The organism is Microbispora sp. NBRC 16548, from assembly GCF_030268985.1.
Taxonomy (GTDB): domain Bacteria; phylum Actinomycetota; class Actinomycetes; order Streptosporangiales; family Streptosporangiaceae; genus Microbispora; species Microbispora catharanthi.
The window spans coordinates 314,307-336,795 of record NZ_BSSF01000010.1 but is presented as its reverse complement, the minus strand read 5'-3'; the positions used below and the strand labels follow the sequence as shown (position 1 = coordinate 336,795).

Below are 22,489 nucleotides of genomic sequence, written 5' to 3'. Positions count from 1 at the left end.
GCGAGGGAACGGCGTTACGGCCGGCCCGGCCCCAGAACCAGGCCCGGTACGGCGAACAGGCTCGACACGCGAGGAGCGCGGCATGAGCGGCAAGAAGACGACCGGTGAGCGGAACCTGATGTTCTTCTCCGGCCGGTCCCACCCCGAACTGGCCGACGAGGTCGCGAACGCCCTCGGCGTCGAGATCACACCGACGGCGCTGCGTGACTTCGCCAACGGCGAGATCTACGTGCGATACCTGGAGTCCGTGCGCGGCTGCGACGCCTTCGTCATGCAGAGCCACACCGCGCCGATCAACCAGTGGATCATGGAACAGCTGATCATGGTGGACGCCCTCAAGCGCGCCTCCGCCAAGCGGGTCACCGTGATCATGCCGTTCTACGGCTACAGCCGGCAGGACAAGAAGGGCCGCGGCCGCGAGCCCATCACCGCCAGGCTGATGGCCGACCTGTTCAAGCAGGCGGGCGCCGACCGGATGATGTCCATCGACCTGCACACCTCGCAGATCCAGGGCTTCTTCGACGGTCCGGTGGACCACCTGTTCGCCCTGCCGGTGCTGATCAACTACCTGCGCGGCAAGCTCGACCCGGAGACCACCACGATCGTCTCTCCCGACACCGGCCGCGTACGGCTGGCCGAGCGCTGGTCCGACAGCCTGGGCACGCCGGTGGCGTTCATCCACAAGCGGCGCGACCTCGACGTGGCCAACCAGGTGAAGGTGCACGAGGTGGTCGGCAAGGTGCGCGGCAGGACCTGCGTGCTGATCGACGACATGATCGACACGGGCGGCTCGATCTGCAAGGCGGCCGACGCGCTGTACGAGCACGGCGCGACCGACGTCATCGTGGCCGCCACGCACGCCATCTTCTCCGACCCGGCCGTGGACCGGCTCAAGAACTCCCGCATCTCCGAGGTGGTCGTGACCAACACGCTGCCCATCCCGGAGGAGAAGAGGTTCGACAGCCTCACGGTCCTGTCGATCGCCCCGCTGATCGCCCGGGCGATCACCGAGGTCTTCACCGACGGCTCCGTCACCAGCCTCTTCGAGGGCGACAGCTGAGCGGTGCGGGCCCCCGGTCTGGTCGGACGGCCGTCCGGGGGCCCGCGCGCGCCCTTCAGTAGAGGGCCTTCATCGCCTCCCGCACCTCCTTGAGGGTGTCGTCGGCGATGGCGTTGGCCCACTCGTTGCCGTCGCGAAGCACCCGGCGGATGTGGGCGCGGTCCAGGGCCAGCTCGGCGCGCCGTGCCCGGATGGGCGCGAAGTGATCGTTGACCGCGTCGGTGACGACGGCCTTCAGCGCGGCCGCTCCCCGGCCGCCGATCTCCTCGGCCACCTCGTGCGGGTCGCGGTCCAGGCACAGCGCGGCCAGAAGGACCAGGCTGGAGACCTCGGGCCGGGCCACCGGGTCGTACGTGATGTGGCGGTCCGCGTCGGTCTTGGCGCCGCGGATCATCCGGGCGGTCTCGTCGGCGGTCGCGGCCAGGGCGATGGCGTTGCCCCGGCTCTTGCTCATCTTGCCTCCGTCGGTGCCGAGCAACAGCGGGGCCGCGGACAGCAGAGCCTCCGGCTCGGGGAACACCGGACCGTAGCGGCTGTTGAAGCGGCGTGCGACGGTGCGGGCCACCTCTAGATGAGGCAGCTGATCCTGACCGACGGGCACGAGGCCGGCCTTGCAGAACAGGATGTCGGCGGCCTGATGGACCGGATAGGTGAACATCAGCCCGCTGACCGCCGACTGACTCGAGTGGGCGATCTCGTCCTTGACCGTGGGGTTGCGGCCCAGCTCCGCGACGGAGACCAGGCTGAGGAACGGCAGCAGCAACTGGTTCAGCGCGGGGACCGCGCTGTGCGTGAAAACGGTGGCCCGGTCCGGGTCGATGCCCACGGCCAGGTAGTCGAGCACCAGGTCCTCCACGTGCTCCGCGAGCCGGTCGGCGACGTCGCGGTCGGTCAGGACCTGGTAGTCCGCGACGAGCACCATCATGTCCACGCCCAGGTTCTGGAGGCGGACGCGGTTGTGCAGGGTGCCGAAATAGTGCCCCAGGTGCAGCCGCCCGGTGGGGCGGTCCCCGGTCAGCGCGCGGAACCGTCCGGGCCGCTCATGGATCTGTCTCTCCAGCTCGGCGCTGCGGCGCCGGGCGGCCGGTACGCCGAGCTCGTCGTCGTCCGGAGTGGTGTCGAGGATCGTGGTCACGTGTTCTCCCTTGGTAGGTGGTCCGCCGTTCCGACGGCGACCCCTCGTTCAGGGAGCACGAAAAAGGGCCGTCCATCCGAACGGCCCGGTCGTACGCGTGTGAGATGGCCGCTCCTACGTGGAGCGCCACCAGCCCTGACACAACGTACGAATCACGCGGCCAGTGTAACGGCCACCAAGGGACTGTCGGCAAGACGGTAGAGTGGTGGGGTTGCGCTCGTAACGCCTTCCGCTAGGGCGGGTGAGGGGGAGCGCGTCAATCCGCCGACGAGCATCCCTAGGAGATGTGCCGTGTCCGAAGTACGTATCGCCGCCGAGCTTCGCAACGAGTTCGGCAAGGGCGCCGCCCGCAAGATCCGCCGGGGGAACAAGGTCCCCGCCGTCCTCTACGGCCACGGCACCGAGCCCAAGCACCTGACCCTCCCCGGCCACGAGCTGCTGCTCGCGCTGCGCACGCCCAACGTGCTCATCCGCCTGCAGGGCGAGGGTGTGGACGAGATCGCGCTGCCCAAGGGCGTCCAGCGCGACCCGATCAAGGGCTTCCTGGAGCACGTCGACCTGCTGCTGGTCAAGCGCGGCGAGAAGGTCACCGTCGAGATCCCGGTCACCGTCGCCGGCGACCCGATCGGCAGCGCCATCGTCGAGCAGCAGCTCGTCACGATCTCGGTCGAGACCGAGGCGACCCACATCCCGACCGGCGTCGAGGTGGACGTGGACGGCAAGGACGCCGGCTTCGCGGTGCACGCGAGCGACCTGAAGCTGCCGAACGGCACCACGCTGGCGGGCGACCCCGAGGCCCTGGTGCTGCAGGTGATCGGCGCCCCGGCCGCCGAGCTGCCCGAGGAGGGCGAGGCCGCCGAGGGCGAGAGCGCCGAGGCCGCCGAGTAGGACCTGTTCGTGAGAGAGTCCTCCACAGGGTGTCCTGTGGAGGACTCTTCCATGTGGGGAAAGACAGCGGAGGAGACAGCGATGTCCGACACGTCCGCGCAGCGGTGGCTGGTGGCGGGCTTGGGCAACCCCGGGCCGGAGTACGCCGGGAACCGGCACAACGCGGGCTTCATGGTGCTCGACGAGCTGGCGGCCCGGGTGGGCGGGCGGTTCAAGGCGCACAAATCGCGGGCCGAGGTGGTCGAGGGCCGCCTGGCCGCGCTCCCGGTCGTGCTGGCCAAGCCGCTGTCGTTCATGAACCTGTCGGGTGGCCCGGTGAAGGCGCTGGCCGACTTCTACAAGGTGACCCCCGACCGGGTGATCGTGGTCCACGACGAGCTGGACATCCCGTACGGGGCGCTGCGCGCGAAGACCGGCGGCGGGGACAACGGCCACAACGGCCTGAAGTCGATCACGAAGTCGCTCGGCACGCGCGACTACCCGCGGATCAGGTTCGGCATCGGCCGCCCGCCGGGCCGCATGGACGCGGCGACGTTCGTGCTGCGCGACTTCGCCACGGCCGAGCGCAAGGACCTGCCGTTCCTCGTCGACCGGGCGGCCGACATGGTGGAGTCGCTGATGACCGCCGGTCTGGAGGCGACGCAGAACCGCTTCCACGCCGCCGACCTCAATCCGGCGAAGCCTCCCCGCTGAGATCCGGCGAGGCCGCCCCGCCGACGCGGCTCGCGTCGCGCCCGCGGGCGGCGCCCGGCCACAGCATGAGGTTCTGCAGCAGTTCCGCCTGCTCGATGGCGTCGTCGAGCGCGTTGTGGGTGTGCGGGCGCCGCGCCCGCACCTCGCGCGGCATCTGGCGCTTGGTTGCCCAGGCCACCGGCACCACGGCCTTGGCGGCGTACAGCGTCTTGATGTCGATGCACCGGGAGTGGCCGAAGGGCGACTGCCCGGTGAAGCGGAGGAAGTACCAGTACATCCACATCCAGTCGTACGACAGCGGGAAGGCCGCGAGCACCGGCAGGTCGTCGCCGCAGACCTCGCGCACCCAGGCCGCCGCCTCCGTCATCGCCTCGGTCGGGTCGCGTCCCTCACGCAGCAGCGTCGCCCGGTCGAGGCCGCTCACCGCCAGCGCCTCCGCCACCCAGTCGTCGCTGATCGGCCGTAACTCCGCGTAGAACGTCAGGGACTCCGGGTCGGTCCGCTCGAACCGCCGCCCGGTCATCCGGCCGGCCACGGTCATGCCGAAGCTGACCATCGAGTACGGCCCCGGAATCGGGCCGTCCGCCTCGACATCAACCGATATGTACGTTTCGGCTTTCAACGAATCTCCCTGAGACGCCGGGGTGAGGCCGCTAGCATTCCATCACCGTCGGTATTGACAGGATTACGGGGGGCGATGGTGCTGGACGGTGACACGTCCTCGGTCGCCGTCGGCACGTCCCGGGACTCGCCCGCCCATCCGATGCCGCGGCCTCCCGAGTGGGCCGTCCGGTATCGGCTCACCGCGGCCGTCTGCGACATCGTGGGCGCCCTTCTCGCGGGGGTCACCGCCGTGGTGATCCGGTTCGGCGAGGTTACTCCGTACGTGATGCCCTATGTGATGGCGAGCGCCGCGCTGCCCGCCGTCTGGGCGGTGATCCTGGTGCTGAGCCGGGCGTACGAGCCGCGCCTGATCGGCGTGGGGGCCGAGGAGTTCCGCCGGGTCGCACGGGGCGGCTTCACCTTGATCGCGGGTGTCGCGATCGCGGCGTACGCGTCGAAGACCGAGATCGCCCGCGGCTACGTGCTGATCGCGCTGCCGCTCGCCACCGTGATCACCCTCGGGGCGAGGTACGGCCTGCGGCAGCGGCTGCACCGCAGGCGGGCCAGGGGCGAGGGCTGCATGCGCAGGGTCGTGGTGGTGGGCCACCGGGCGGCGATCGCCGAGCTGGTCGGCACCTTCCGCAGGGAGCGCTACCACGGGATGGAGGTGGTGGCCGCCTGTGTGCCCACCGGCGCCGCCGGCCGGGTCGCGGACGTGCCGGTGCTCGGCGACTTCACCGACGTGCCGCTGGTGGTCGAGCAGGTCCGGGCGGACACGGTGGCGGTGCTCGCCTGTCCCGAGCTGGACGGCACTGCGCTGCGCAGGCTGGCCTGGCGGCTGGAGCGGACGCGCACCGACCTCGTGGTGGCGCCCGCGCTGATGGAGGTGGCCGGCCCGCGGATCGCCATCCGCCCCATCGCCGGGCTCCCGCTGCTGCACGTGGAGCATCCCGAGCTGGCGGGAGGGCGCCGGCTGGTCAAGGGCGTGTTCGACCGGCTGGTCGCCGCCGCCGCGCTGGTCGTGCTCGCCCCGCTGCTGGCCGCCGTCGCCGTGGCCGTGCGGGCGACCGGCCCGGGGCCCGTCCTGTTCCGCCAGCGGCGGGTCGGCAGGGACGGCGTGGAGTTCACGATCCTGAAGTTCCGCACGATGCGCCGGGACGCCGAGGCCCGCAAGGTCGAGCTGGTCAGCGACGCCGACGGCGTGCTGTTCAAGGTGCGCAGGGACCCGCGGGTGACCCGGCTCGGCGCCGCGCTGCGGCGTTACTCGCTCGACGAGCTGCCGCAGCTGTTCAACGTGATACGGGGCGACATGTCACTCGTCGGACCGCGCCCGCCGCTGCCCGAGGAGGTCGCGCGGTATGGCGACGACGTGCGCCGCAGGCTCGTGGTGCGGCCCGGGATGACCGGGCTCTGGCAGGTAAACGGCCGATCCGACCTGTCCTGGGAGGAATCGGTACGGTTGGACCTACGTTATGTCGAGAACTGGTCTCTCATGCTGGATCTGCAGATCTTATGGAAGACGTGGTCTGCGGTCGCAGGCGGGGCGGGAGCGTACTGAGAAATGACGATGCGGGACGACCATTCCCTCGCCGGTGAGCTGGCGACGGAGGCGGGGGAGCGGCTCCTGGAGCTGCGCGCCCGTCTCGGGTTCGAGGACGGCCGGGCGCTGAAGGACGCCGGGGACCGCGCGTCCCACGAGTTCCTCATGGACGCCCTGAGGCGGCTGCGGCCGGACGACGCCGTGCTGTCGGAGGAGGCGACCCGCGAGGAGCGGATGGACCCCCGGCGGCTGTCGGCCGAGCGCGTCTGGATCGTCGATCCTCTCGACGGCACCCGTGAGTTCTCCGAGCAGGGCCGCGCCGACTGGGCCGTCCACGTGGCCCTGTGGGAACGCGGCGCCCTCACCGCCGGAGCGGTCGCCCTGCCGGCCCAGGGTCGTACGCTGACGACGGCGGCGCCGCCCGAGCTGCCGGAGAAGGTGCGCGAGCCGTTCCGCATCGCGGTCAGCCGCACCCGGCCGCCCGATTTCGTCCGTGAGCTGGCCGCCCGCCACGGCGGGGAACTCGTCCCCATCGGCTCGGCCGGTGCCAAGATCGCCGCGGTCCTCACCGGAGAGGTCGAGGCGTACGTGCACGCCGGGGGCCAGTACGAGTGGGACTCGGCCGCGCCGGTCGCGGTGGCGGTCGCGGCGGGGGCCCACGCGAGCAGGATCGACGGCTCACCCCTGACCTACAACCAGGGGGACCCCTGGCTGCCGGATATCCTGGTCTCCCTACCGGATCTGGCGCCAACGTTGCTCGCCGGAATCCGTGACCTGCATCGCCAGACTCCGTGAAGGAAGTCCCCATGCTTCAGCGTGACTACACCACGTCACAGCTCGACGTGCTCGAGGCCGAGGCGATCCACATCATGCGTGAGGTCGCGGCCGAGTTCGAGCGCCCCTGTCTGCTCTTCTCCGGCGGCAAGGACTCCATCGTCATGCTGCGGGTCGCCGAGAAGGCCTTCTGGCCGGCGCCGATCCCCTTCCCCCTGATGCACGTCGACACCGGGCACAACTTCCCCGAGGTCATCGAGTTCCGCGACCGGCGGGTCGCCGAGCTGGGCGCGCGGCTGGTGGTCGCGTCGGTCCAGGCGTCGATCGACGCCGGGCGGGTGGTCGAGCAGACCGGGCGGCGGGCCTCCCGCAACCGGCTGCAGACCACGACGCTGCTGGACGCCATCGAGGAGCACGAGTTCGACGCGGTGTTCGGCGGGGCCCGGCGCGACGAGGAGAAGGCCCGGGCCAAGGAGCGGGTGTTCTCCTTCCGCGACGAGTTCGGCCAGTGGGACCCGAAGAACCAGCGCCCCGAGCTCTGGAACCTCTACAACACCAAGATCAGCAGGGGCGAGCACATCCGCGTGTTCCCGCTGTCGAACTGGACCGAGCTGGACGTGTGGCACTACATCCGGCGTGAGGGCATCGAGATCCCGTCGATCTACTTCTCCCACACCCGCACGGTCTTCGAGCGCGACGCCATGCTGCTGGCCGACTCCGAGGTGGTCCAGCGGGGCGACGACGAGCCCACGTTCGAGGCCGTCGTCCGCTACCGCACGGTCGGCGACATGACCTGCACCGGCGCGGTCGCCTCGACCGCCACCACGATCGACCAGATCATCGACGAGATCGCCGCCACCCGGATCACCGAGCGCGGCGCCACCCGCGCCGACGACCGGGCCTCCGAGGCCGCCATGGAAGATCGCAAGAAGGAAGGCTACTTCTGATGGACATCCTTCGTTTCGCGACGGCGGGCAGCGTCGACGACGGCAAGTCGACGCTGATCGGGCGGCTGCTGTTCGACTCCAAGGCGATCTTCGAGGACCAGCTCGAAGCGGTCGAGCGCACCTCCCGCGATCGGGGCACGGAGTACACCGACCTGTCGCTGCTCACCGACGGCCTGCGGGCCGAGCGCGAGCAGGGCATCACGATCGACGTGGCCTACCGCTACTTCGCCACGCCCAAGCGGAAGTTCATCATCGCCGATACCCCCGGGCACATCCAGTACACCCGGAACATGGTCACCGGCGCCTCCACGGCCGACCTGGCGATCATCCTGATCGACGCGCGCAAGGGCGTGCTGGAGCAGTCGCGGCGGCACGCCTTCCTCACGACGCTGCTGCGGGTGCCGCACCTCGTGCTCGCGGTCAACAAGATGGACCTCGTCGACTACTCCGAGGCCCGGTTCGAGGAGATCCGCGAGGAGTTCACCGCGTTCGCCAGCAAGCTGAACGCGTCCGACCTCACGTTCATCCCGATCTCGGCGCTGCACGGCGACAACGTGGTCTCCCGCTCGGAGAACATGCCGTGGTACGAGGGCTCCTCGCTGCTGCACCATCTGGAGAACGTGCACATCGCCTCCGACCGCAACCTGGTCGACGTGCGCTTTCCCGTGCAGTACGTCATCCGCCCGCACAGCGCGACCAGCCAGGAGCTGCACGACTACCGGGGATACGCCGGGCAGGTCGCGGGCGGCGTGCTCAAGCCGGGCGACGAGGTGCTGCACCTGCCCTCCGGCCTGACCACGACGATCACCGGGATCGACACCTTCGACGGCCCGGTGGAGGAGGCGTTCGCGCCGATGTCGGTCACGCTGCGCCTGGGCGACGACATCGACATCTCCCGGGGCGACATGATCTGCCGGCCGAACAACCAGCCGCAGGCCGCTCAGGAGATCGACGCGATGATCTGCTGGATGGCCGACGGCCTGAAGCTCCAGCCGCGCTCCAAGCTGATCATCAAGCACACCACCCGTACGGCCCGGGCTCTCGTGCGGGACCTGCACTACCGGCTCGACGTCAACACCCTGCACCGGGACGAGTCGGCCACCGCTCTCGGCCTGAACGAGATCGGCCGGGTGTCGCTGCGGACGACCCAGCCGTTGTTCGTGGACGACTACGCCCGCAACCGCCTCACCGGCGGCTTCATCCTGATCGACGAGGCCACCAACGGCACCGTCGGCGCCGGGATGATCGTCGACGCGCGCTGACCGGCGCTTCCCGAAGGACCTGGGAGGTCCCGCTCGGACGGCCTGCGAGGGCGGGGCACAGGGCGGCACAGGGCGGCACGGGGCAGCACAGGGCAGCACAGGGCAGCGCTTCAGCTCATTCGGCGGCGCTGCCCGGTGCCCGTCCTTCAGGCCCGTGTTCAGGTCCAGTGGAGACCGTCGGCAGGGTGTCTGATCAAGGGTCAGGCTTCCCCGCTCCGAGGAGCGGCGAGGATCTCCAGTGGCCGGCCGGCGTCGGCCAGCGCTTGGGGCGTGACGGGTGTTCCGGTGCGTATCAACGTCTTGATCGGCTCGACGACGTCCCAGACGTTGACGTTCATGCCGGCCAGGACGCGATCGCCCTTGAGCCAGAAGGCGATGAACTCCCGGGCCGCGACGTCGCCCCGGAAGACGACCTGGTCGTAGCCGCCGGGCTCGACGTGGCCGACGTACTCCATGCCGAGGTCGTACTGGTCCGTGTAGAAGTAGGGCAGCTCCTCGTAGACCGCCTCCCGGCCCAGCATGGTGGCGGCGGCGACCGCGGGCTGTTTGAGCGCGTTTGCCCAGTGTTCGACCCGTACGTGCGTGCCCAGCAGAGGGTGGTAGGCATTGGCGACGTCCCCGGCGGCGACGATGTCCGGGTCGCCGGTCCGCAGGGTCGCGTCCACCACGATGCCGTTGTCCACGTGCAACCCGGCGCTCAGGGCGAGCCGTACGTCGGGTTCGGCGCCGACACCGACGAGGACGGCGTCGGCGTCGATCTCTTCGCCGTCGCCCAGACGTACGCCCGAGGGCGTGATCTCGCTGACTGTGACCCCGAGCCGGAGGTCGACGCCGTGGTCGCGGTGCAGGTCGGCGAAGACCTGGGCCGCCTCGGGCCCGAGCACGCGCAGCAGGGGCAGCGGCGCCGTCTCCAGCGCCGTGACCGCGACGCCGGCCTGCCGTGCGGCGGCGGTGACCTCCAGCCCGATCCAGCCGGCCCCGATCACCGCCAGCCGGGACACGCTCCCGAGGACGTCCCTGAGCGCCTCGCAGTCCTCGATCCGGCGCAGGTAGCGCACGTGGGGTGCTGCTGCGCCGGGGATCGGCGGCCTTCGCGGGCGGGCCCCGGTGGCCAGCAGCAGCCTGTCGTATTCGATCGCGCTGCCGTCGGCCAGTTCGACGCGGTGGGCGCCGCGGTCGAGGCCGGCCGCGGCGACGCCGAGCCGCAGCTCGACGTCGTGGTCGGCATACCAGCCTTCCTGGTGGACGAAGACGCCGGCCCGGTCGGTCGTGCCCATCAGGTAGCCCTTGGACAGCGGGGGCCGCTCGTAGGGGCGGTGCGGCTCGGCGCCGATCAGCGTGATCCGCCCGTCGAATCCCTGCTCGCGCAGGGCTTCGGCGGCTTTGGCGCCGGCCAGGCCGGCTCCGACGATCACGAACCTCTGCTGTGTCACGGCGATGGTCTCCTTGTTCAGGTGCGGGTGCCGGTGAGGGCGAAGAACTCCTGACGGGATCGGGCGTCTTCCCGAAGGATGCCCAGCAGCGTCGAGGTGACGGTGGTCGAGCCGACGGCCCGTACGCCCCGCAGGGTCATGCAGGTGTGCTCGGCCTCGATCACGACGCCGACCCCCGCGGGTCGCAACCGGTCGGCGAGCCAGTCGGCCACCTGTTTGGTGAGCCGTTCCTGCACCTGCGGCCGGCGGGCGAAGTGCTCGACGACGCGGGCCAGCTTGGACAGCCCGAGGATGCGGTCGCCGGGAAGGTAGCCGACATGCGCGACTCCGGCGAAGGGCAGCAGATGATGCTCGCAGACCGAGCGGACCGGGATCGCCCGGGCCAGCACGAGCTCGTCGTAGCCCTCCTCGTTGGGGAAGGTGGTGAGGTCGAACGGGCGTGGCGTGAACAGCTCGGCATACGCCTTGGCCATGCGCGCCGGAGTCTCCCGCAGGCTCTCGGAATCCGTCGAGATGCCCAGCGCCTCCAGGAACTCGCCGGCCGCGCGTTCGGCGGCGGCCAGGTCCACACCGTCGCGCGGCTCGTCGATCACCCGCAGGGCGTTACCGGAACGCATCTCAGCCGCCGCTCATGCCGAGCGCGGTCAGCAGCACCAGCACCACGGTGGCCACCGCCAGCAGACCGTGTCCGGCCACGACCGCGACCGGGAAGCGCCGCTCGGGCGGTCCCGCCGTGCCGGTGGCGCCGGGCCCGCCGGCCACCGCCGTACGGGCGCGGTAGGCGGGGATCCACCGGGCGAACATCGCGAAGCCCAGCAGCGCGACCGGGACCAGCAGCACCAGCGCGACCCACGCCAGGGCGGCGACGCCGGCGAACAGGTACACGATCCACACGACCAGCCCGGCGGCGGCCAGCGCGAAGTGACCGAAGATCAGCCCCGGTGAGAAGCGGCTGGTGCGCCGGCCGCCTCTCGCGATCCAGATGCCCAGCATCACGAAGCCGCCCACCGCGGTGAGCAACCATGTGACCAGTGCCGCGATACCCATGATGAATTCTCCTTCTGCGATGGTGGGATGAGGGTCAGCGCCGGAAACCGTCGGCCTGGGTGGCCTCGTCGGCCACCCGCACGCCGTAGCGGTAGGCGAGCTTGCCGCCCAGGTAGCCGGAGACCACGAGCAGCGCCAGGCTGCCCGCCGAGAGCAGCAGCGGGCCGAGGGCGACCGCGCCTGTCGTCATGCCCGCCGCCGTGCCGGCCTGACGCCACAGGAAGCCGGCGGCGTACGCGGCGGTGATCACGAGGTTCAACCCCATGTGGAGCAGACCCGTGCGGAACGCCGGGGTGCCCGCCGGGATGGCGAACAGGTCGAGGAACCCGGCCATCGCCGCGGCCAGCGCGCCGAGCACGCCGATGGCGATCAGCCACTTCGAGCCCTCGGCGAGGAACCCCGGACTGGGCGCGAACCGGGACGCCAGGTCGAAGACCATGCTCGCCACCCACGCCCCGATGGGCACCGCGACCAGCATCGGGTGGAACGGATGGCCGTACGGCCCGGCCAGCACCGCGCTCACCGGTCGTTTCGCCTCGTGCAGCTCACCGCTCATCCGGACCTCCGCGTGCGACGTATTTACGCCAAAGAATGTTGGTCTTATTCGGCCTGGCGGTCAAGGAGTACGCGTACATCGGAGGGGATACTGTTTTCGACCGCACCGGCGGGCGTTATCGTGGCAGGGTGACGACGGATCCCTCGATCAGTGCGGTGGCCGCACTGGACGACGTGCTGCGGCAGGGGATGTACGCCTACATCCGCAGGGCGCGCCGCCCCGTGACCCGGGACGAGGCCGCCGCCTCGGTCGGAATCTCCCGCAAGCTGGCCGCCTTCCATCTGGACAAACTGGTCGACGCCGGCCTGCTGCGCGCCCGCTATGAGGCGGTCGGCGGCATCCGCAAGGTCGGCCGCACCCCGAAGGTCTACGAACCCGCCGAGACCGACATCCGCGTCACGATCCCCGAACGCCGGCACGAGGTACTGGCCGACATCCTCATGGACGCCGTCCTCGCGGAGAGCGAAGGCGAAAGCGCCCGCCAGGCGGCGGTCCGGGTGGCCGGTCGGCACGGCGAAGAGATCGGCGCCGCGGAACGCGCCCGGGCCAAGCCCGGCCGGCTCGGCGCGGAACGCGCCCTCACGCTGCTCGAAAGCCTGCTCGCGCGGCACGGCTTCGAGCCCGGCCGCGAGTCTCCCACCTGTGTGCGGCTGCGCAACTGCCCGTTCCATCCACTGGCGGCGCGAGCCCCCGAACTGGTCTGCGGGGTCAACCACGCCTTCCTCGACGGCATGCTCACCGGCCTGGAAGCCTCCAGGGTGCGGGCCGTCCTGGTGCCGCGCCCGGGGGAGTGCTGTGTCGAACTGCGCTCCTCCTGAGGCTTCCCCCGCCCCGGTGATCCCATTCCGCCGCAGGCGGCGGGGTCGTAGATCCTTTGGCGATTAGGGGTCGTCCGATTACCCTCCGCGCTAGGGTCGTCACGTTTCGCATCCATCCGTGGAGGACACGTGGCCGACGCTCAGCCGGTGATCTTCGTGGGCGGCCTCGGACGCAGCGGTAGCACTCTGCTCGAACGCCTCCTCGGCGAGGTGCCCGGCGTGGCGCCGCTCGGCGAGGTCGTCCACCTGTGGGACCGCGGCGTACGCGCCGACGAGCCCTGCGGCTGCGGGCAGCGGTTCTCCCAGTGCCCGTTCTGGGTCAAGGTGGGCGCCCGCGCGTTCGGACAGTGGCGGCAGAGCCAGGCGGCGTGGCTGCCCGGCCTGCGCGCCCGCGTCGACCGGACCCGCCGCGTGCCCGTCCTCGCTCTCGGGCTGGCGACCCGTGAGGCCGAACTGGCCGAATACGTCCGGTCGTACGCGCGCATCTACGCGGCGGCGGCGGAGGTGGCCGACGCCCGGGTCGTCGTCGACTCCAGCAAGCACGCCTCCCTGGCGTACTGCCTGACGTCGATCATGGATATGCGGGTCGTGCAGGTGGTGCGCGACCCGCGGGCGGTGGCCGCGTCGTGGCGGCGCAGGGTGCGCAGGCCCGAGGACGGGCGGCCGATGACCCGCTGGACGCCCGTGCGCACCGCCGTCCACTGGCTGGCCCAGAACCTGGCCTTCGAGGTGCTGCGCCGCAAGGGCGTGGAGGTCGTCCGGGTGCGTCACGAGGACCTGGTGCGGGATCCGCGCGCGACGCTGGGACGTCTGGCCGCGCGGCTCGGACTTCCCACCGGCGGGTTCGCCTTCCTGGACGACCGCGAAGCGCTGCTCGGCGTCGCGCACACCGTCTCCGGCAACCCGATGCGTTTCTCGGTGGGACCGATCGAGATACGCCACCGTCCGGCGCCCCTGCCCCGGTCCCAGCGGTGGCTGGTCACCGCGATCACCCTCCCCCTTCTTCTCTTCTACGGCTATCGCCTCGTCTACCGCCCGGGAGCGCGGCGATGAGGCCGTCCGTCGGCGTGGTCGTCCCCACCCGGGGCGACCGGCCCGGCCCGCTGCGGGCCGCGCTGACCGGGGTGCTCGCCCAGGAGTACGCCGGCCCTGTCGAGGTGGTGGTCGTGGCCGACGGTGTGTCGGCCTCCCTCGTCGCCCAGCAGGTGTCCGGCGTCTCCGGTTCCGCGACCTGTCCGAGGGCCGGATCGGAGGCGGGGGGAGCGGTCAGGAGCGTCCGCGTGCTGGGCAACCGGCGGGCCGCCGGCCTGCCGGGCGCGCGCAACACCGGGATCTCGGTGCTCGGCACGGACTTCGTCGCCTTCTGCGACGACGACGACCTCTGGCTGCCCGGCAAGCTGGCCGCGCAGGTCGCCGCGCTGGCGGAGGAGCCCGACGCCGGCTTCGCGAGTTGCGCCGTCGAGGTCGAGTACGGCGACCGCAGGGTGCCGCGGCTGGCCGGCACCGGCCGGGTGACCCATCGGCACCTCACCCGCTCGCGCATGATGATGGTGCACTCCTCGACGTTCCTGTTCCGCCGGGGCTGGACATGGGTGGACGAGAGCGCGCCGTCCGGTCAGAACGAGGACTGGGACCTCGCGCTGCGGGCCGCCTGGCGGCATCCGATCGTCCACGTCGACCGGCCGCTCGTGCGGGTGCGCTGGGGCTCTTCGCACTACGTGGGACGCTGGGCCGACCGGATCGCGGGGCTGGAGTGGATGCTCGCCCGGCATCCCGGGCTGGCGGCGGAACCGCGGGGCGCGGCCCGCGTCTACGGGCAGCTCGCCTTCTGCCACGCGGCCCTCGGCCGGCGCCGCGAGGCCGCCCGCTGGTCGCTGCGCGCCTTCTCCGCCCGGCCGGGTGAGCCGAGGGCGGCGGTGGCGCTGGTGGTCGCCGGAGGGCTGGTCAGCCCGCGCGCCGTGCTGCACGCCCTCCACCGTCGCGGCCACGGCATCTGATGGCCGAGCCCGCGCCGGCGCGTACGGCGGCCGTGGACCCGGCGACGCCGGTGCGGCAGTGGTCCGGGGCCGTCCGGGCATGGGGTGCCGGGGTCCGTGTGGACAGGGCTCGTGGGGACAGGGTTCATGGGGACAGGGTTCGCGTGGGCGGAGTGCTGCTCGACCCGTTCACCGAGGCACAGGTGGTCGCGCGGGTGATGGGCGCGCTCGAGCGCGGCACGGGCGGCCACGTCGTCACGCCGAACGTGGACATCTGCCGTGCCGCCGCCCGCGACCCCGCCCTGCGCGCGCTGATCGACGCGGCCGAACTCGCCGTGGCCGACGGTATGCCGCTGGTCTGGGCGTCGCGCCTGCTCGGGCGTCCGCTGCCGGAACGGGTGACGGGAGCCGACCTGATCTGGTCGCTGACCGGGGCCGCCGCGGACCGCGGCCTGCCCGTCTACCTGATCGGGGGACCGCCCGGCGTCGCCGAGGCGGCGCGGGACGCGCTGTGCGGGCGGCATCCGGGTCTGGTCGTGGCGGGCGTCCACGCTCCGCCGTACGGGTTCGAGACCAGCGCGGCGGCGCTGGCGGAGGTGCGGGGGCGGCTCGTCGCCGCGCGGCCCTCCCTGGTCTTCGTGGGACTCGGGTTCCCGCGACAGGACCGGCTCGTCGCGGAGCTGCGGGCCGACCTGCCGGGCGCCTGGTTCGTGGGGTGCGGCGCGGCCATCGCGTTCGCCGCCGGTTCGGTGCGCCGGGCCCCGGGCTGGATGGGCGACCACGGGCTCGAATGGCTGTTCCGCCTGATCAGCGAGCCCCAGCGGCTCGCCCGCCGCTACCTGGTCGACGACCTCCCCTTCGCCCTCCGCCTCCTGTCGGGCGCCCTGCTGCGCAGGGCTTTCCGGTCGCGAAGCAGGGGCGAGGAAACAGGGGTCAGAAGGCGTACGGGCCGAAGCGGCCCCAGGCGACCACGGCGGCCAGCACCAGGAGCACCAGGTTGACGACGATGACCGGGGATTCCGCGCGGCGGGCGTGGACGACGACCGCTCCGGCCATGAGCAGGGCGATGCCGAGCGCGGCGAGCGGCGTCAGCACCGGGGCGATGCCCGTGACGGCGGGCAGGACGAGGCCGAAGGCGATCAGCACCTCGAGAGCGCCGAGGCCCTTGACCGCGCCCGTGGAGAAGTCCTCGGTCCAGGCCATGCCGGACACGGCCAGCCTGTCCTTCGGCTGGGCGAGTTTCATCACCCCGGCGACGAGGAAGGCGAGCGTGAGCAGGCCGGCGATGACCCACAGGACGATGTTCATGGGGAGTCCGTTCTTGCGGCAGCAGAGCGAAATGTAGCGGATGGGCGAGCCGCGGCCGTCGCCGCGGATCGCCGGCACGGCTGTCGCGGCCGCGAACGCGGATACGGAACGGCGGGCCGGCCGCCCTCGGTGAGGGAGACCGGCCCGCCGCTCTCATCGGGCCTGCTGGCCCGCTCTCATCGGGCCTACTGGGCCACGGTGATCGTGGCCGAGGCGGTCTGCCCTCCCGACGTGACCGTGAGGGTGGCCTGGCCGGGCCGTACGCCGGTCAGCGTGTGCGTGGACAGGTCGAGCACCGCGACGACGCCGTGGCGGCGTGCCGCCTTCTTCGCGTCCGCGGCCGACTCGGCCATCGCGAGGGCGCGGTCGCCGCTCCACGTCACGCTGGCCGGGTACGCCAGCGGGAACGTCAGGTTCGCGCCGCTGGTGGTGCCCGTCGCCGAGACCTCCGCCGAGGCGCCCGGGGCGAGCGCGCCGGGCGCCGACAGGGAGATCTTGTCGATCAGCGGGTTCGTCCGCGCCACGACCCAGTCGCGGGTCTGCGGGCTGGGACGGCCCGCCTCGACCTCGCCGGGCCGGGGATCGACGCCGACGAGGTCCCACCCGAAGAACCCGCCCTTGTCCGGGGAGCTGTAGGGCGTCTTGCCCACCGGCGGCGTGGTGACCTCAAGCACGCCGTCCGACCTGGTGGCGGCGGCGGTGTGGGCGTGGCCGGTGAACAACGCGACCGGCTTGCCCGACGACTCCCGCCAGTCGGCGAGCCACTTCTCCACGAGGTCCGCCTCCCGCTGGTCGGAGAACTGGGACGCGCCCGCCCCCGAGGGGTCGCGGAGGGGGTGGTGGAAGACGACCGCGACGGACTTCACGGACCTGTCCTTCGCCGCGGCCTCCAGGTCCTGCCGCAGCTCCGGCACCTGCGACCAGTCGGACGTCCGTAGCCCGCCCAGCGTGGTGTTGAGCAGGACGAAGCGGGTGCCCTTGTGGTCGAACACCTGGTGGGCCGGCCGCCCGGTGGCGAGGAAGCCGTTCAGGGTCCCCGTCGCCGTGGCCCCGGACTCGTGGTTGCCCGGCGTCCAGTAGACCGGCAGGTCCGCCGGCACGTTGGCCTTGAGGATCTCCTCGGCGAGCGCGAAGTCGGCCGGCGTGTTGTTGTCCACGAAGTCACCGTTGATCACGATGAAGTCGGGCTTCGCGGCGACGGCCTGCTTCAGCGCGGCGGCCGCCTGTTGCGCGGCGAACGACGTCGTGCCCCCGGCCGCGCCCACGTGCAGATCGGACATGATCGCGAACCGCCAGCGCGAACGGTCGATGTCGGCCTGCTCCAGGACGAACGGATCGGGGGTCCGGGTGTCGCCGGTGGCGAGATCCTGCCCGACCAGCGCGGTGAGCCCGTCGAACCTGAGCTGTCCCGCGTCCTTGGCGAGGTTGGAGGTCTCCACCACGTACACGTTGAGCAGCGTGATCGGCTCGGTGAAGCCGGTGGGCAGGGCGCCCTCGACCCACTTCCATCCGGTCCAGTCGACGACGGAGGCGAAGGTGAAGGGGACGTTCGTCGTGCCCTGCGACCGCAGCGTGGCCCGCAGCCAGTGCCCGCGGCCGTCGCCGTACACCCACAGGCCGAGCCGTCTGGTGCCGGTCGGCAGGGTCAGCGGCCCGGGCTTGGCCACCGCGTACGCCGCCGAGGTGCCGGAGGTGCCGGTGAAGTCGTAGGTGAGCGCGAGGGCCTGGTTGCCGGCCGCCGCGCCGGGGCGGTCCGCGGCGTCGACGGCCGCCACCGACGCGGTGGCCTTGGCGGTCGAGACGCCCCAGGGCTCGCCGCCGTCGAACTCGGCCAGCGAGCCGCGCTTCAGCCCGACGGCGACGGGCAGGTGCGCGACCTTGCCCTGGACGGTCGCGGTGATCACGGCGCCGCGGCCGTCGGCCGCCTCCAGCCCGGTGACCGTGAACGATCCGTCGTCGCGCGGCTCCATCTTCACCACGGCCGTGTCGTAGTCCAGGTCGACGTCGCGGGCGGCGATCGGCGCGTCGAAGCCGTCGGCGTCGGTGCCGGCGACCCCCACGACGGCCGAGCCGCCGGCGTCCAGGGTCAGGCTCGTTTCGGTGAACGCGACGGCGGACAGATCGCCGAGCACGCGGACGTCCGAGGCGCCGTGCGCCCGCCCGGAGCGGGCCTCGATCTCGCCCTCCCCGGAACGCTCGGCGTGCAGCACGCCGTCGCGCACGGTGCCGAGCTTCCCGGCGTTCCACCGGACGGGGTCGCCCTTGCCGCCGTCGAGGGCGACCGGGGCGTAGGACTCGTCGTATCCGGCGGCGGAGACGCCGAGGGTGAGCCCGGGGAAGACGCGCGGCGCGCTCGTCCGCACCGCGATGCCCTTGAGTGCTCCCGATCCCTTCGCGGCGAACAGCCCGACTCCGCTGGGGATGGGCCGTTCACCGCCGTCCGACGGGGTGTTGACCACGCTCACCCCGGCGTCGCCGGGCGTGCGGGCGACGAGATCGGACGAGCCGCCGCCGTCGAGCATGAACGCCTCGTCGGCGCCGAGCCGCACGAGGAGCTTGGCGGTCTCGTCGAAGCTCAGACCGGCCGAGAAGTTGGCCGAGCCGTCGACGGTCACGAGCAGGAGCCGCCTGCCGCCGTCGCGCCAGCCGATCGCCGTACGCGGCTTCGGCGCGTCGTTGCCCGTCGAGGGCGGGAAGTCGACGGCCTGGCCGTCCCGCACGAGGACCGCCCCGCTGCCCAGCGCGGTGCGCACCTTCGCGGGGGAGTCGGTGCGCAGGCCGGTGGTGAGCGTCACCGGGTCGCCGGCCTTGGCGGTGGCGAGCGGGGCCGCCGCGCTCCCCACGCCCACGACCACCAATCCTCCGGCGGGCACCGAGGTCGTGGTGACCGCGTCGTTCACCGCCGTGACGACACCGCCGGAGACGACCAGCTCGGTGACGGGCGTGCCGTGGCCGATCAGCGTGCGCAGGCCCGGCCCCCACTGGTCGGTGAAGACCGAGACGGCGTTCGCGGGCAGGGACGCCGAGTTGAGCGAGGCGACCGGATGGTCCGTGCCGCCCACCGCCACCGTGCTCTCCAGCAGCGCGCTCGCGAGCCGGGCGATCTTGTCCTCGCCCACCGAGGCGACCGTGGCGGGCTGGGTGGTCGCCTTGCGCACCTGGCCGTCCCTGACCTCGGGGCCGATGACCGCGTTGGTCTGGTTGATGTCGTAGTAGTCCCCGTTGACCGCGGCCACGGCTCCCGCGGCGTCCGCCGACTTCGACAGCGCCCGCGTCTCGGTCAGCGCGCCGCCGACCATGCCGACGTCCACCCGGTCGTCCGCCAGGTCGGCGTTGAGCACGTGCGTGCGGGTCCAGCCCGTACGGCCGAAAGCGTCGAACGACGTCAGCACGATGCCGGGGGCGATCACACGGTCGGCGCGGGCCGCCTCGACCGAATCGCCGGGGACGGTGGTCTGGTAACCGGGCGGTTCGGCCGGCCTGTCACCGGGGGGCGCCTCGGCCCATGCGGTCCCGCGGACGGCCACCGAGCCCGCGGCGACGACCGCTGCCACGGCGACAATGTGCGCAAATTTGCGCATTTTGTACCTCCAAGCAATAACGGGCCTGAAGGTAGACAATCCCGAAACCGATCTTCCGTCCACGGCATGACGCCGCCATGACCACCCCGTGAACGGCGAGCTTCTCGGACGTCGGTGTCCCCGGGGTGGCGGGTGGAGGCGCAGACGAGGTAGCCGGTGCCGCTCCCCGGCATCTGCCGCTTACGTCGGACGTAATTGATGCGCCTACCCCTGCGTCGCGAAGATTGTCCACGTCGGCGCCACTAACGAGCGGCATCACGAAGGAGCCATCCATGTTTTTCCACACTCATGACGGAACCCGCCTGGCATATGAGGACTACGGTCAGGGCCGGCCAATCATGTTCGTGGCCAGTTCGATGCTCTGCTCCGATATGTGGGAGTACCAGATTCCGTACTTCGTGGAGCGGGGCTACCGCTGCATCGCTCTGGACCGGCGCGGGCACGGCCGCTCCGACCGCCCCTCCAGCGGTTATGACCTGGACACCGGAGCCGATGACCTGGCCGTCTTGATCGAGCAGCTCGACCTGCACGAGGTCACCTTGGTCGGCCACTCGATGGGCGGCGCCGAGGTGGCCCGGTATCTGGCTCGGCACAGCGACGCCCGGATCGCGCATGCCGTGCTGGTCTCGGCCATGCTGCCCTTCCTCCGGCAGACCGACGACAACCTCGAAGGCGTCCCTGGCGCGCTCCTGGACGCGTCGCTGGCCGCACTCGACGCCGACCGCCCCAAGTGGCTGGCCCGGCAGGCGCAGGCGTTCTTCGCCACGCACCTGGGCAACGACGTCTCCCCGGCACAGATCGACTTCACCCTGCGCCAGTGCCTGGACACCTCGCCGTGGGCGACCCGCCAGTGCCAGCGCAACGTGGTCGACTTCGACCACCGGGCCACCTTGCCCGAGATCGGTGTGCCCACGCTGGTCGTTCACGGCGCCGCCGACTTTTCCGCTCCGGTCGACGTCACCGGCCGCCGCACCGCCAAACTGATCCCCGGGGCCGTCTACCACGAATACCCGACCGCCGGGCACGGCCTGTACGTCAGCCACCGAGACCAGTTCAACGACGACCTGCTCGCCTTCATCACGGCGCGATGACACGCCACCGCCGCTACCCGGTCTCGTCGAGCCTGCGGGCGAGGTAGCGGCGCTCCGCGTCGGTGGGTGCGAGCGCCAGGGCCTCCTCGTAGGCCCGCGCCGCGTCCGCCGTACGGCCCAGCCGGCGCAGCAGGTCGGCACGGGTCGCGGCGAGCAGGTGGTGCCCGGCCAGCGCGCCGCCGGCCCGCAGTTCGTCGACCAGCCGCAGACCGGCGAGGGGGCCGTCGGCCATCGCCACGGCCACCGCCCGGTTCAGCTCGACCACCGGAGACGGCGTCAGCCGTGCGAGCTGTGCGTACAGCCCGGCGATCTGCGGCCAGTCGGTGTCGTCCGGGTCGAGGGCGGTGGCGTGACAGGCGGCGATGGCCGCCTGCACCTGGTAGGGCCCGGGGCGGCGGCACGCCAGCGCGTCGTCCAGCAGCCGCAGCCCCTCCTCGATCTCGTCGTGGTCCCACTTCGCGCGGTCCTGGAACTCCAGGGTGACGATGTCGCCCGCCGCGTCGAACCGGGCCGCGCGCCGCGAGTCCTGCAGCAGCATCAGCGCGAGCAGCCCCTGCGCCTCGGGCTCGCCCGGCATGAGCCCGGCGAGCGCCCGGGCCAGCCGGGTGGCCTCGGCGGTCAGTTCCGGCCGGGCGGGGCTCGGCCCGCCGCTGGCCGAGTATCCCTCGGTGAACAGGACGTACAGCACTCCGAGCACCCCTGCCGTTCGCTCCGCCAGCAGGTGCGCGGGCGGCACCCGGTAAGGGATGCCGGCGTTGCGGATCTTCCGCTTGGCCCTGACCAGCCGCTGCGCCATGGTCGTCTCCGGCACCATGAACGCCGCGGCGATCTCGGCCGTGGTCAGCCCGGCGAGCGTACGGAGGGTGAGGGCGACCTGCGCCTCCAGCGGCAGGGCCGGGTGACAGCAGGTGAACATCAGGCGCAACCGGTCGTCGGGCACGTGATCCTCCTCCACCGGCTCCGGATCGGGGCCGGCCGGCATGGCCGCGACCGAGCGGAGCCGCGCCGCCTCGGTCGTGCCGCGACGGAGCCGGTCCAGCGCCCGGTTGCGGGCCGCAGTGGTGAGCCACGCCCCGGGACGGCGCGGAACGCCGTCCCGGGGCCAGCGGGCGAGTGCCTGGGCGAAGGCGTCCTGGGCGCACTCCTCTGCCAGGTCCCAGTCGCCGGTCAGCCGGATGAGCGTGGCGACGACGCGGCCCCACTCCTCGCGGAACGCCTCCTCGACGACCCGGGTGACGTCGGCGCCGCTCATTCCGGCCAGAACGGCCTCACCTCGATCGAGCCGAACGACGCCACGGGATGCTTCAAGGCGATCTCGATGGCCTCGTCCAGGTCGGCGCACTCGATGATGTCGAATCCGGCGATCTGCTCCTTGGTCTCGGCGAACGGCCCTTGGGTCACCAGTCCGGCTCGCACCGTCGTGGCGTCGCTGACGGGGCACAGGCGATGCCCGTCGAGGCGCACTCCGCGGCGCTCCGTCTCCTCGATCCACGGCTCGGGGGCGGCCTGCTCGGGGCTGACTTCAACCGACTCCTCGGCGCAGATCAACAGCAGGTATTTCATCGGCTCTCTCTTCCGGGACACGGGCCGCCCTGTGCGGCCGCTCTCCTCTACGACGCGGTGCGTCGCCGAAATCGACATCCGGTCCGGCCCGGATGTCGAAAATCCGCCTCGGCGCCGTCGTCCTTCCGGGAGGCGCTCGGCGGGAGGCGCCGTACGGGGAAGGCGGGACGCATGTCCGAGGTGGCCCGGGAAGCCGGTCAGGAGCGACGACGAG

At 71.9% G+C, this 22,489-nt stretch carries 22 protein-coding genes; 12 read left to right on the top strand and 10 right to left on the bottom strand.

Features of this window, described 5'->3' with window-relative positions; all coding sequences use genetic code 11:
• Positions 1-82: 82 nt before the first annotated feature.
• Entirely contained in the window at positions 83-1,060 is a 978-nt protein-coding gene (locus QSK36_RS27805; protein ID WP_142565047.1) for a ribose-phosphate diphosphokinase, read from the top strand.
• A 55-nt stretch (positions 1,061-1,115) separates the two neighbouring features.
• On the opposite strand, the gene trpS is transcribed toward QSK36_RS27805, so the two are convergent.
• Positions 1,116-2,195, bottom strand: a complete 1,080-nt coding sequence (gene trpS / locus QSK36_RS27800) for a tryptophan--tRNA ligase (RefSeq protein ID WP_285784403.1) — start codon at positions 2,193-2,195, stop codon at positions 1,116-1,118.
• 291 nt (positions 2,196-2,486) lie between these two features.
• Between trpS and QSK36_RS27795 the strand changes: the two genes are divergently transcribed.
• Both QSK36_RS27795 and pth read left to right on the top strand, forming a co-directional pair.
• The gene (locus QSK36_RS27795; protein WP_183542739.1) at positions 2,487-3,083 is read left to right on the top strand and encodes a 50S ribosomal protein L25/general stress protein Ctc; all 597 of its coding nucleotides are present in this window, start codon (positions 2,487-2,489) and stop codon (positions 3,081-3,083) included.
• 81 nt (positions 3,084-3,164) lie between these two features.
• Positions 3,165-3,776 (top strand): aminoacyl-tRNA hydrolase, encoded by a 612-nt coding sequence (gene pth, locus QSK36_RS27790; protein WP_139577271.1) that lies wholly within the window; start codon positions 3,165-3,167, stop codon positions 3,774-3,776.
• Here the strand turns inward: pth and QSK36_RS27785 are convergent.
• Positions 3,751-4,398: a 3'-5' exonuclease family protein gene (locus QSK36_RS27785; protein WP_285784402.1), complete on the bottom strand. Its 648-nt coding sequence runs from the start codon at positions 4,396-4,398 to the stop codon at positions 3,751-3,753. The genes pth and QSK36_RS27785 overlap by 26 nt on opposite strands.
• 75 nt (positions 4,399-4,473) lie before the next feature.
• Here QSK36_RS27785 and QSK36_RS27780 point away from each other — a divergent pair, with 75 nt between their 5' ends.
• From QSK36_RS27780 to cysN, 4 genes are read left to right on the top strand one after another with little or no spacing between them, the layout of a single operon-like run.
• Entirely contained in the window at positions 4,474-5,937 is a 1,464-nt protein-coding gene (locus QSK36_RS27780) for a sugar transferase (RefSeq protein WP_502883346.1), read from the top strand.
• 3 nt (positions 5,938-5,940) lie between these two features.
• Complete coding sequence (locus tag QSK36_RS27775) at positions 5,941-6,714, top strand: 3'(2'),5'-bisphosphate nucleotidase CysQ (protein ID WP_183542735.1); 774 nt, start codon at positions 5,941-5,943, stop codon at positions 6,712-6,714.
• A gap of 11 nt (positions 6,715-6,725) precedes the next feature.
• Complete coding sequence (gene cysD / locus QSK36_RS27770) at positions 6,726-7,640, top strand: sulfate adenylyltransferase subunit CysD (RefSeq protein ID WP_139577273.1); 915 nt, start codon at positions 6,726-6,728, stop codon at positions 7,638-7,640.
• The gene (cysN, locus tag QSK36_RS27765) at positions 7,640-8,902 is read left to right on the top strand and encodes a sulfate adenylyltransferase subunit CysN (RefSeq protein WP_139577274.1); all 1,263 of its coding nucleotides are present in this window, start codon (positions 7,640-7,642) and stop codon (positions 8,900-8,902) included. Before cysD ends, cysN begins: the two co-directional genes overlap by 1 nt.
• A gap of 200 nt (positions 8,903-9,102) precedes the next feature.
• Here cysN and QSK36_RS27760 read toward each other — a convergent pair whose 3' ends face one another.
• From QSK36_RS27760 to QSK36_RS27745, 4 genes are read right to left on the bottom strand one after another with little or no spacing between them, the layout of a single operon-like run.
• Positions 9,103-10,335, bottom strand: a complete 1,233-nt coding sequence (locus tag QSK36_RS27760; RefSeq protein ID WP_285784401.1) for an NAD(P)/FAD-dependent oxidoreductase — start codon at positions 10,333-10,335, stop codon at positions 9,103-9,105.
• Between the two features lie 17 nt (positions 10,336-10,352).
• Positions 10,353-10,952: a GTP cyclohydrolase I FolE gene (folE, locus tag QSK36_RS27755; protein ID WP_139577276.1), complete on the bottom strand. Its 600-nt coding sequence runs from the start codon at positions 10,950-10,952 to the stop codon at positions 10,353-10,355.
• Position 10,953: 1 nt separating this feature from the next.
• Entirely contained in the window at positions 10,954-11,382 is a 429-nt protein-coding gene (locus QSK36_RS27750; protein WP_183542731.1) for a hypothetical protein, read from the bottom strand.
• Between the two features lie 34 nt (positions 11,383-11,416).
• Positions 11,417-11,938 carry a DUF2231 domain-containing protein gene (locus tag QSK36_RS27745; RefSeq protein ID WP_285784400.1) on the bottom strand — a complete coding sequence of 174 codons (522 nt, stop codon included), beginning with the start codon at positions 11,936-11,938 and terminating at the stop codon, positions 11,417-11,419.
• A gap of 128 nt (positions 11,939-12,066) precedes the next feature.
• Between QSK36_RS27745 and QSK36_RS27740 the strand changes: the two genes are divergently transcribed.
• The 4 genes from QSK36_RS27740 to QSK36_RS27725 all read left to right on the top strand — a co-directional run bounded on the left by QSK36_RS27740 (position 12,067) and on the right by QSK36_RS27725 (position 15,733).
• Entirely contained in the window at positions 12,067-12,756 is a 690-nt protein-coding gene (locus QSK36_RS27740) for a helix-turn-helix transcriptional regulator (protein WP_285784399.1), read from the top strand.
• Between the two features lie 129 nt (positions 12,757-12,885).
• The gene (locus QSK36_RS27735; protein WP_285784398.1) at positions 12,886-13,809 is read left to right on the top strand and encodes a sulfotransferase family protein; all 924 of its coding nucleotides are present in this window, start codon (positions 12,886-12,888) and stop codon (positions 13,807-13,809) included.
• Positions 13,806-14,753: a glycosyltransferase family 2 protein gene (locus tag QSK36_RS27730; protein ID WP_183542724.1), complete on the top strand. Its 948-nt coding sequence runs from the start codon at positions 13,806-13,808 to the stop codon at positions 14,751-14,753. Before QSK36_RS27735 ends, QSK36_RS27730 begins: the two co-directional genes overlap by 4 nt.
• Positions 14,754-14,896: 143 nt before the next feature.
• Complete coding sequence (locus tag QSK36_RS27725; RefSeq protein ID WP_285784397.1) at positions 14,897-15,733, top strand: WecB/TagA/CpsF family glycosyltransferase; 837 nt, start codon at positions 14,897-14,899, stop codon at positions 15,731-15,733.
• Here the strand turns inward: QSK36_RS27725 and QSK36_RS27720 are convergent.
• Together QSK36_RS27720 and QSK36_RS27715 are read right to left on the bottom strand one after the other, a co-directional pair.
• Positions 15,666-16,040: a DoxX family protein gene (locus tag QSK36_RS27720; protein ID WP_183542720.1), complete on the bottom strand. Its 375-nt coding sequence runs from the start codon at positions 16,038-16,040 to the stop codon at positions 15,666-15,668. The genes QSK36_RS27725 and QSK36_RS27720 overlap by 68 nt on opposite strands.
• Before the next feature lie 185 nt (positions 16,041-16,225).
• Entirely contained in the window at positions 16,226-19,594 is a 3,369-nt protein-coding gene (locus tag QSK36_RS27715; RefSeq protein ID WP_285784396.1) for a phosphodiester glycosidase family protein, read from the bottom strand.
• Between the two features lie 299 nt (positions 19,595-19,893).
• Here QSK36_RS27715 and QSK36_RS27710 point away from each other — a divergent pair, with 299 nt between their 5' ends.
• On the top strand, positions 19,894-20,712 hold the full coding sequence (locus tag QSK36_RS27710) for an alpha/beta fold hydrolase (RefSeq protein WP_285784395.1): 819 nt from the start codon (positions 19,894-19,896) through the stop codon (positions 20,710-20,712).
• Between the two features lie 13 nt (positions 20,713-20,725).
• Here the strand turns inward: QSK36_RS27710 and QSK36_RS27705 are convergent, their stop codons facing one another.
• Entirely contained in the window at positions 20,726-21,964 is a 1,239-nt protein-coding gene (locus QSK36_RS27705) for an RNA polymerase sigma factor (RefSeq protein WP_285784394.1), read from the bottom strand.
• Positions 21,961-22,275 (bottom strand): YciI family protein, encoded by a 315-nt coding sequence (locus QSK36_RS27700; RefSeq protein ID WP_285784393.1) that lies wholly within the window; start codon positions 22,273-22,275, stop codon positions 21,961-21,963. Before QSK36_RS27700 ends, QSK36_RS27705 begins: the two co-directional genes overlap by 4 nt.
• Positions 22,276-22,489: the final 214 nt, after the last annotated feature.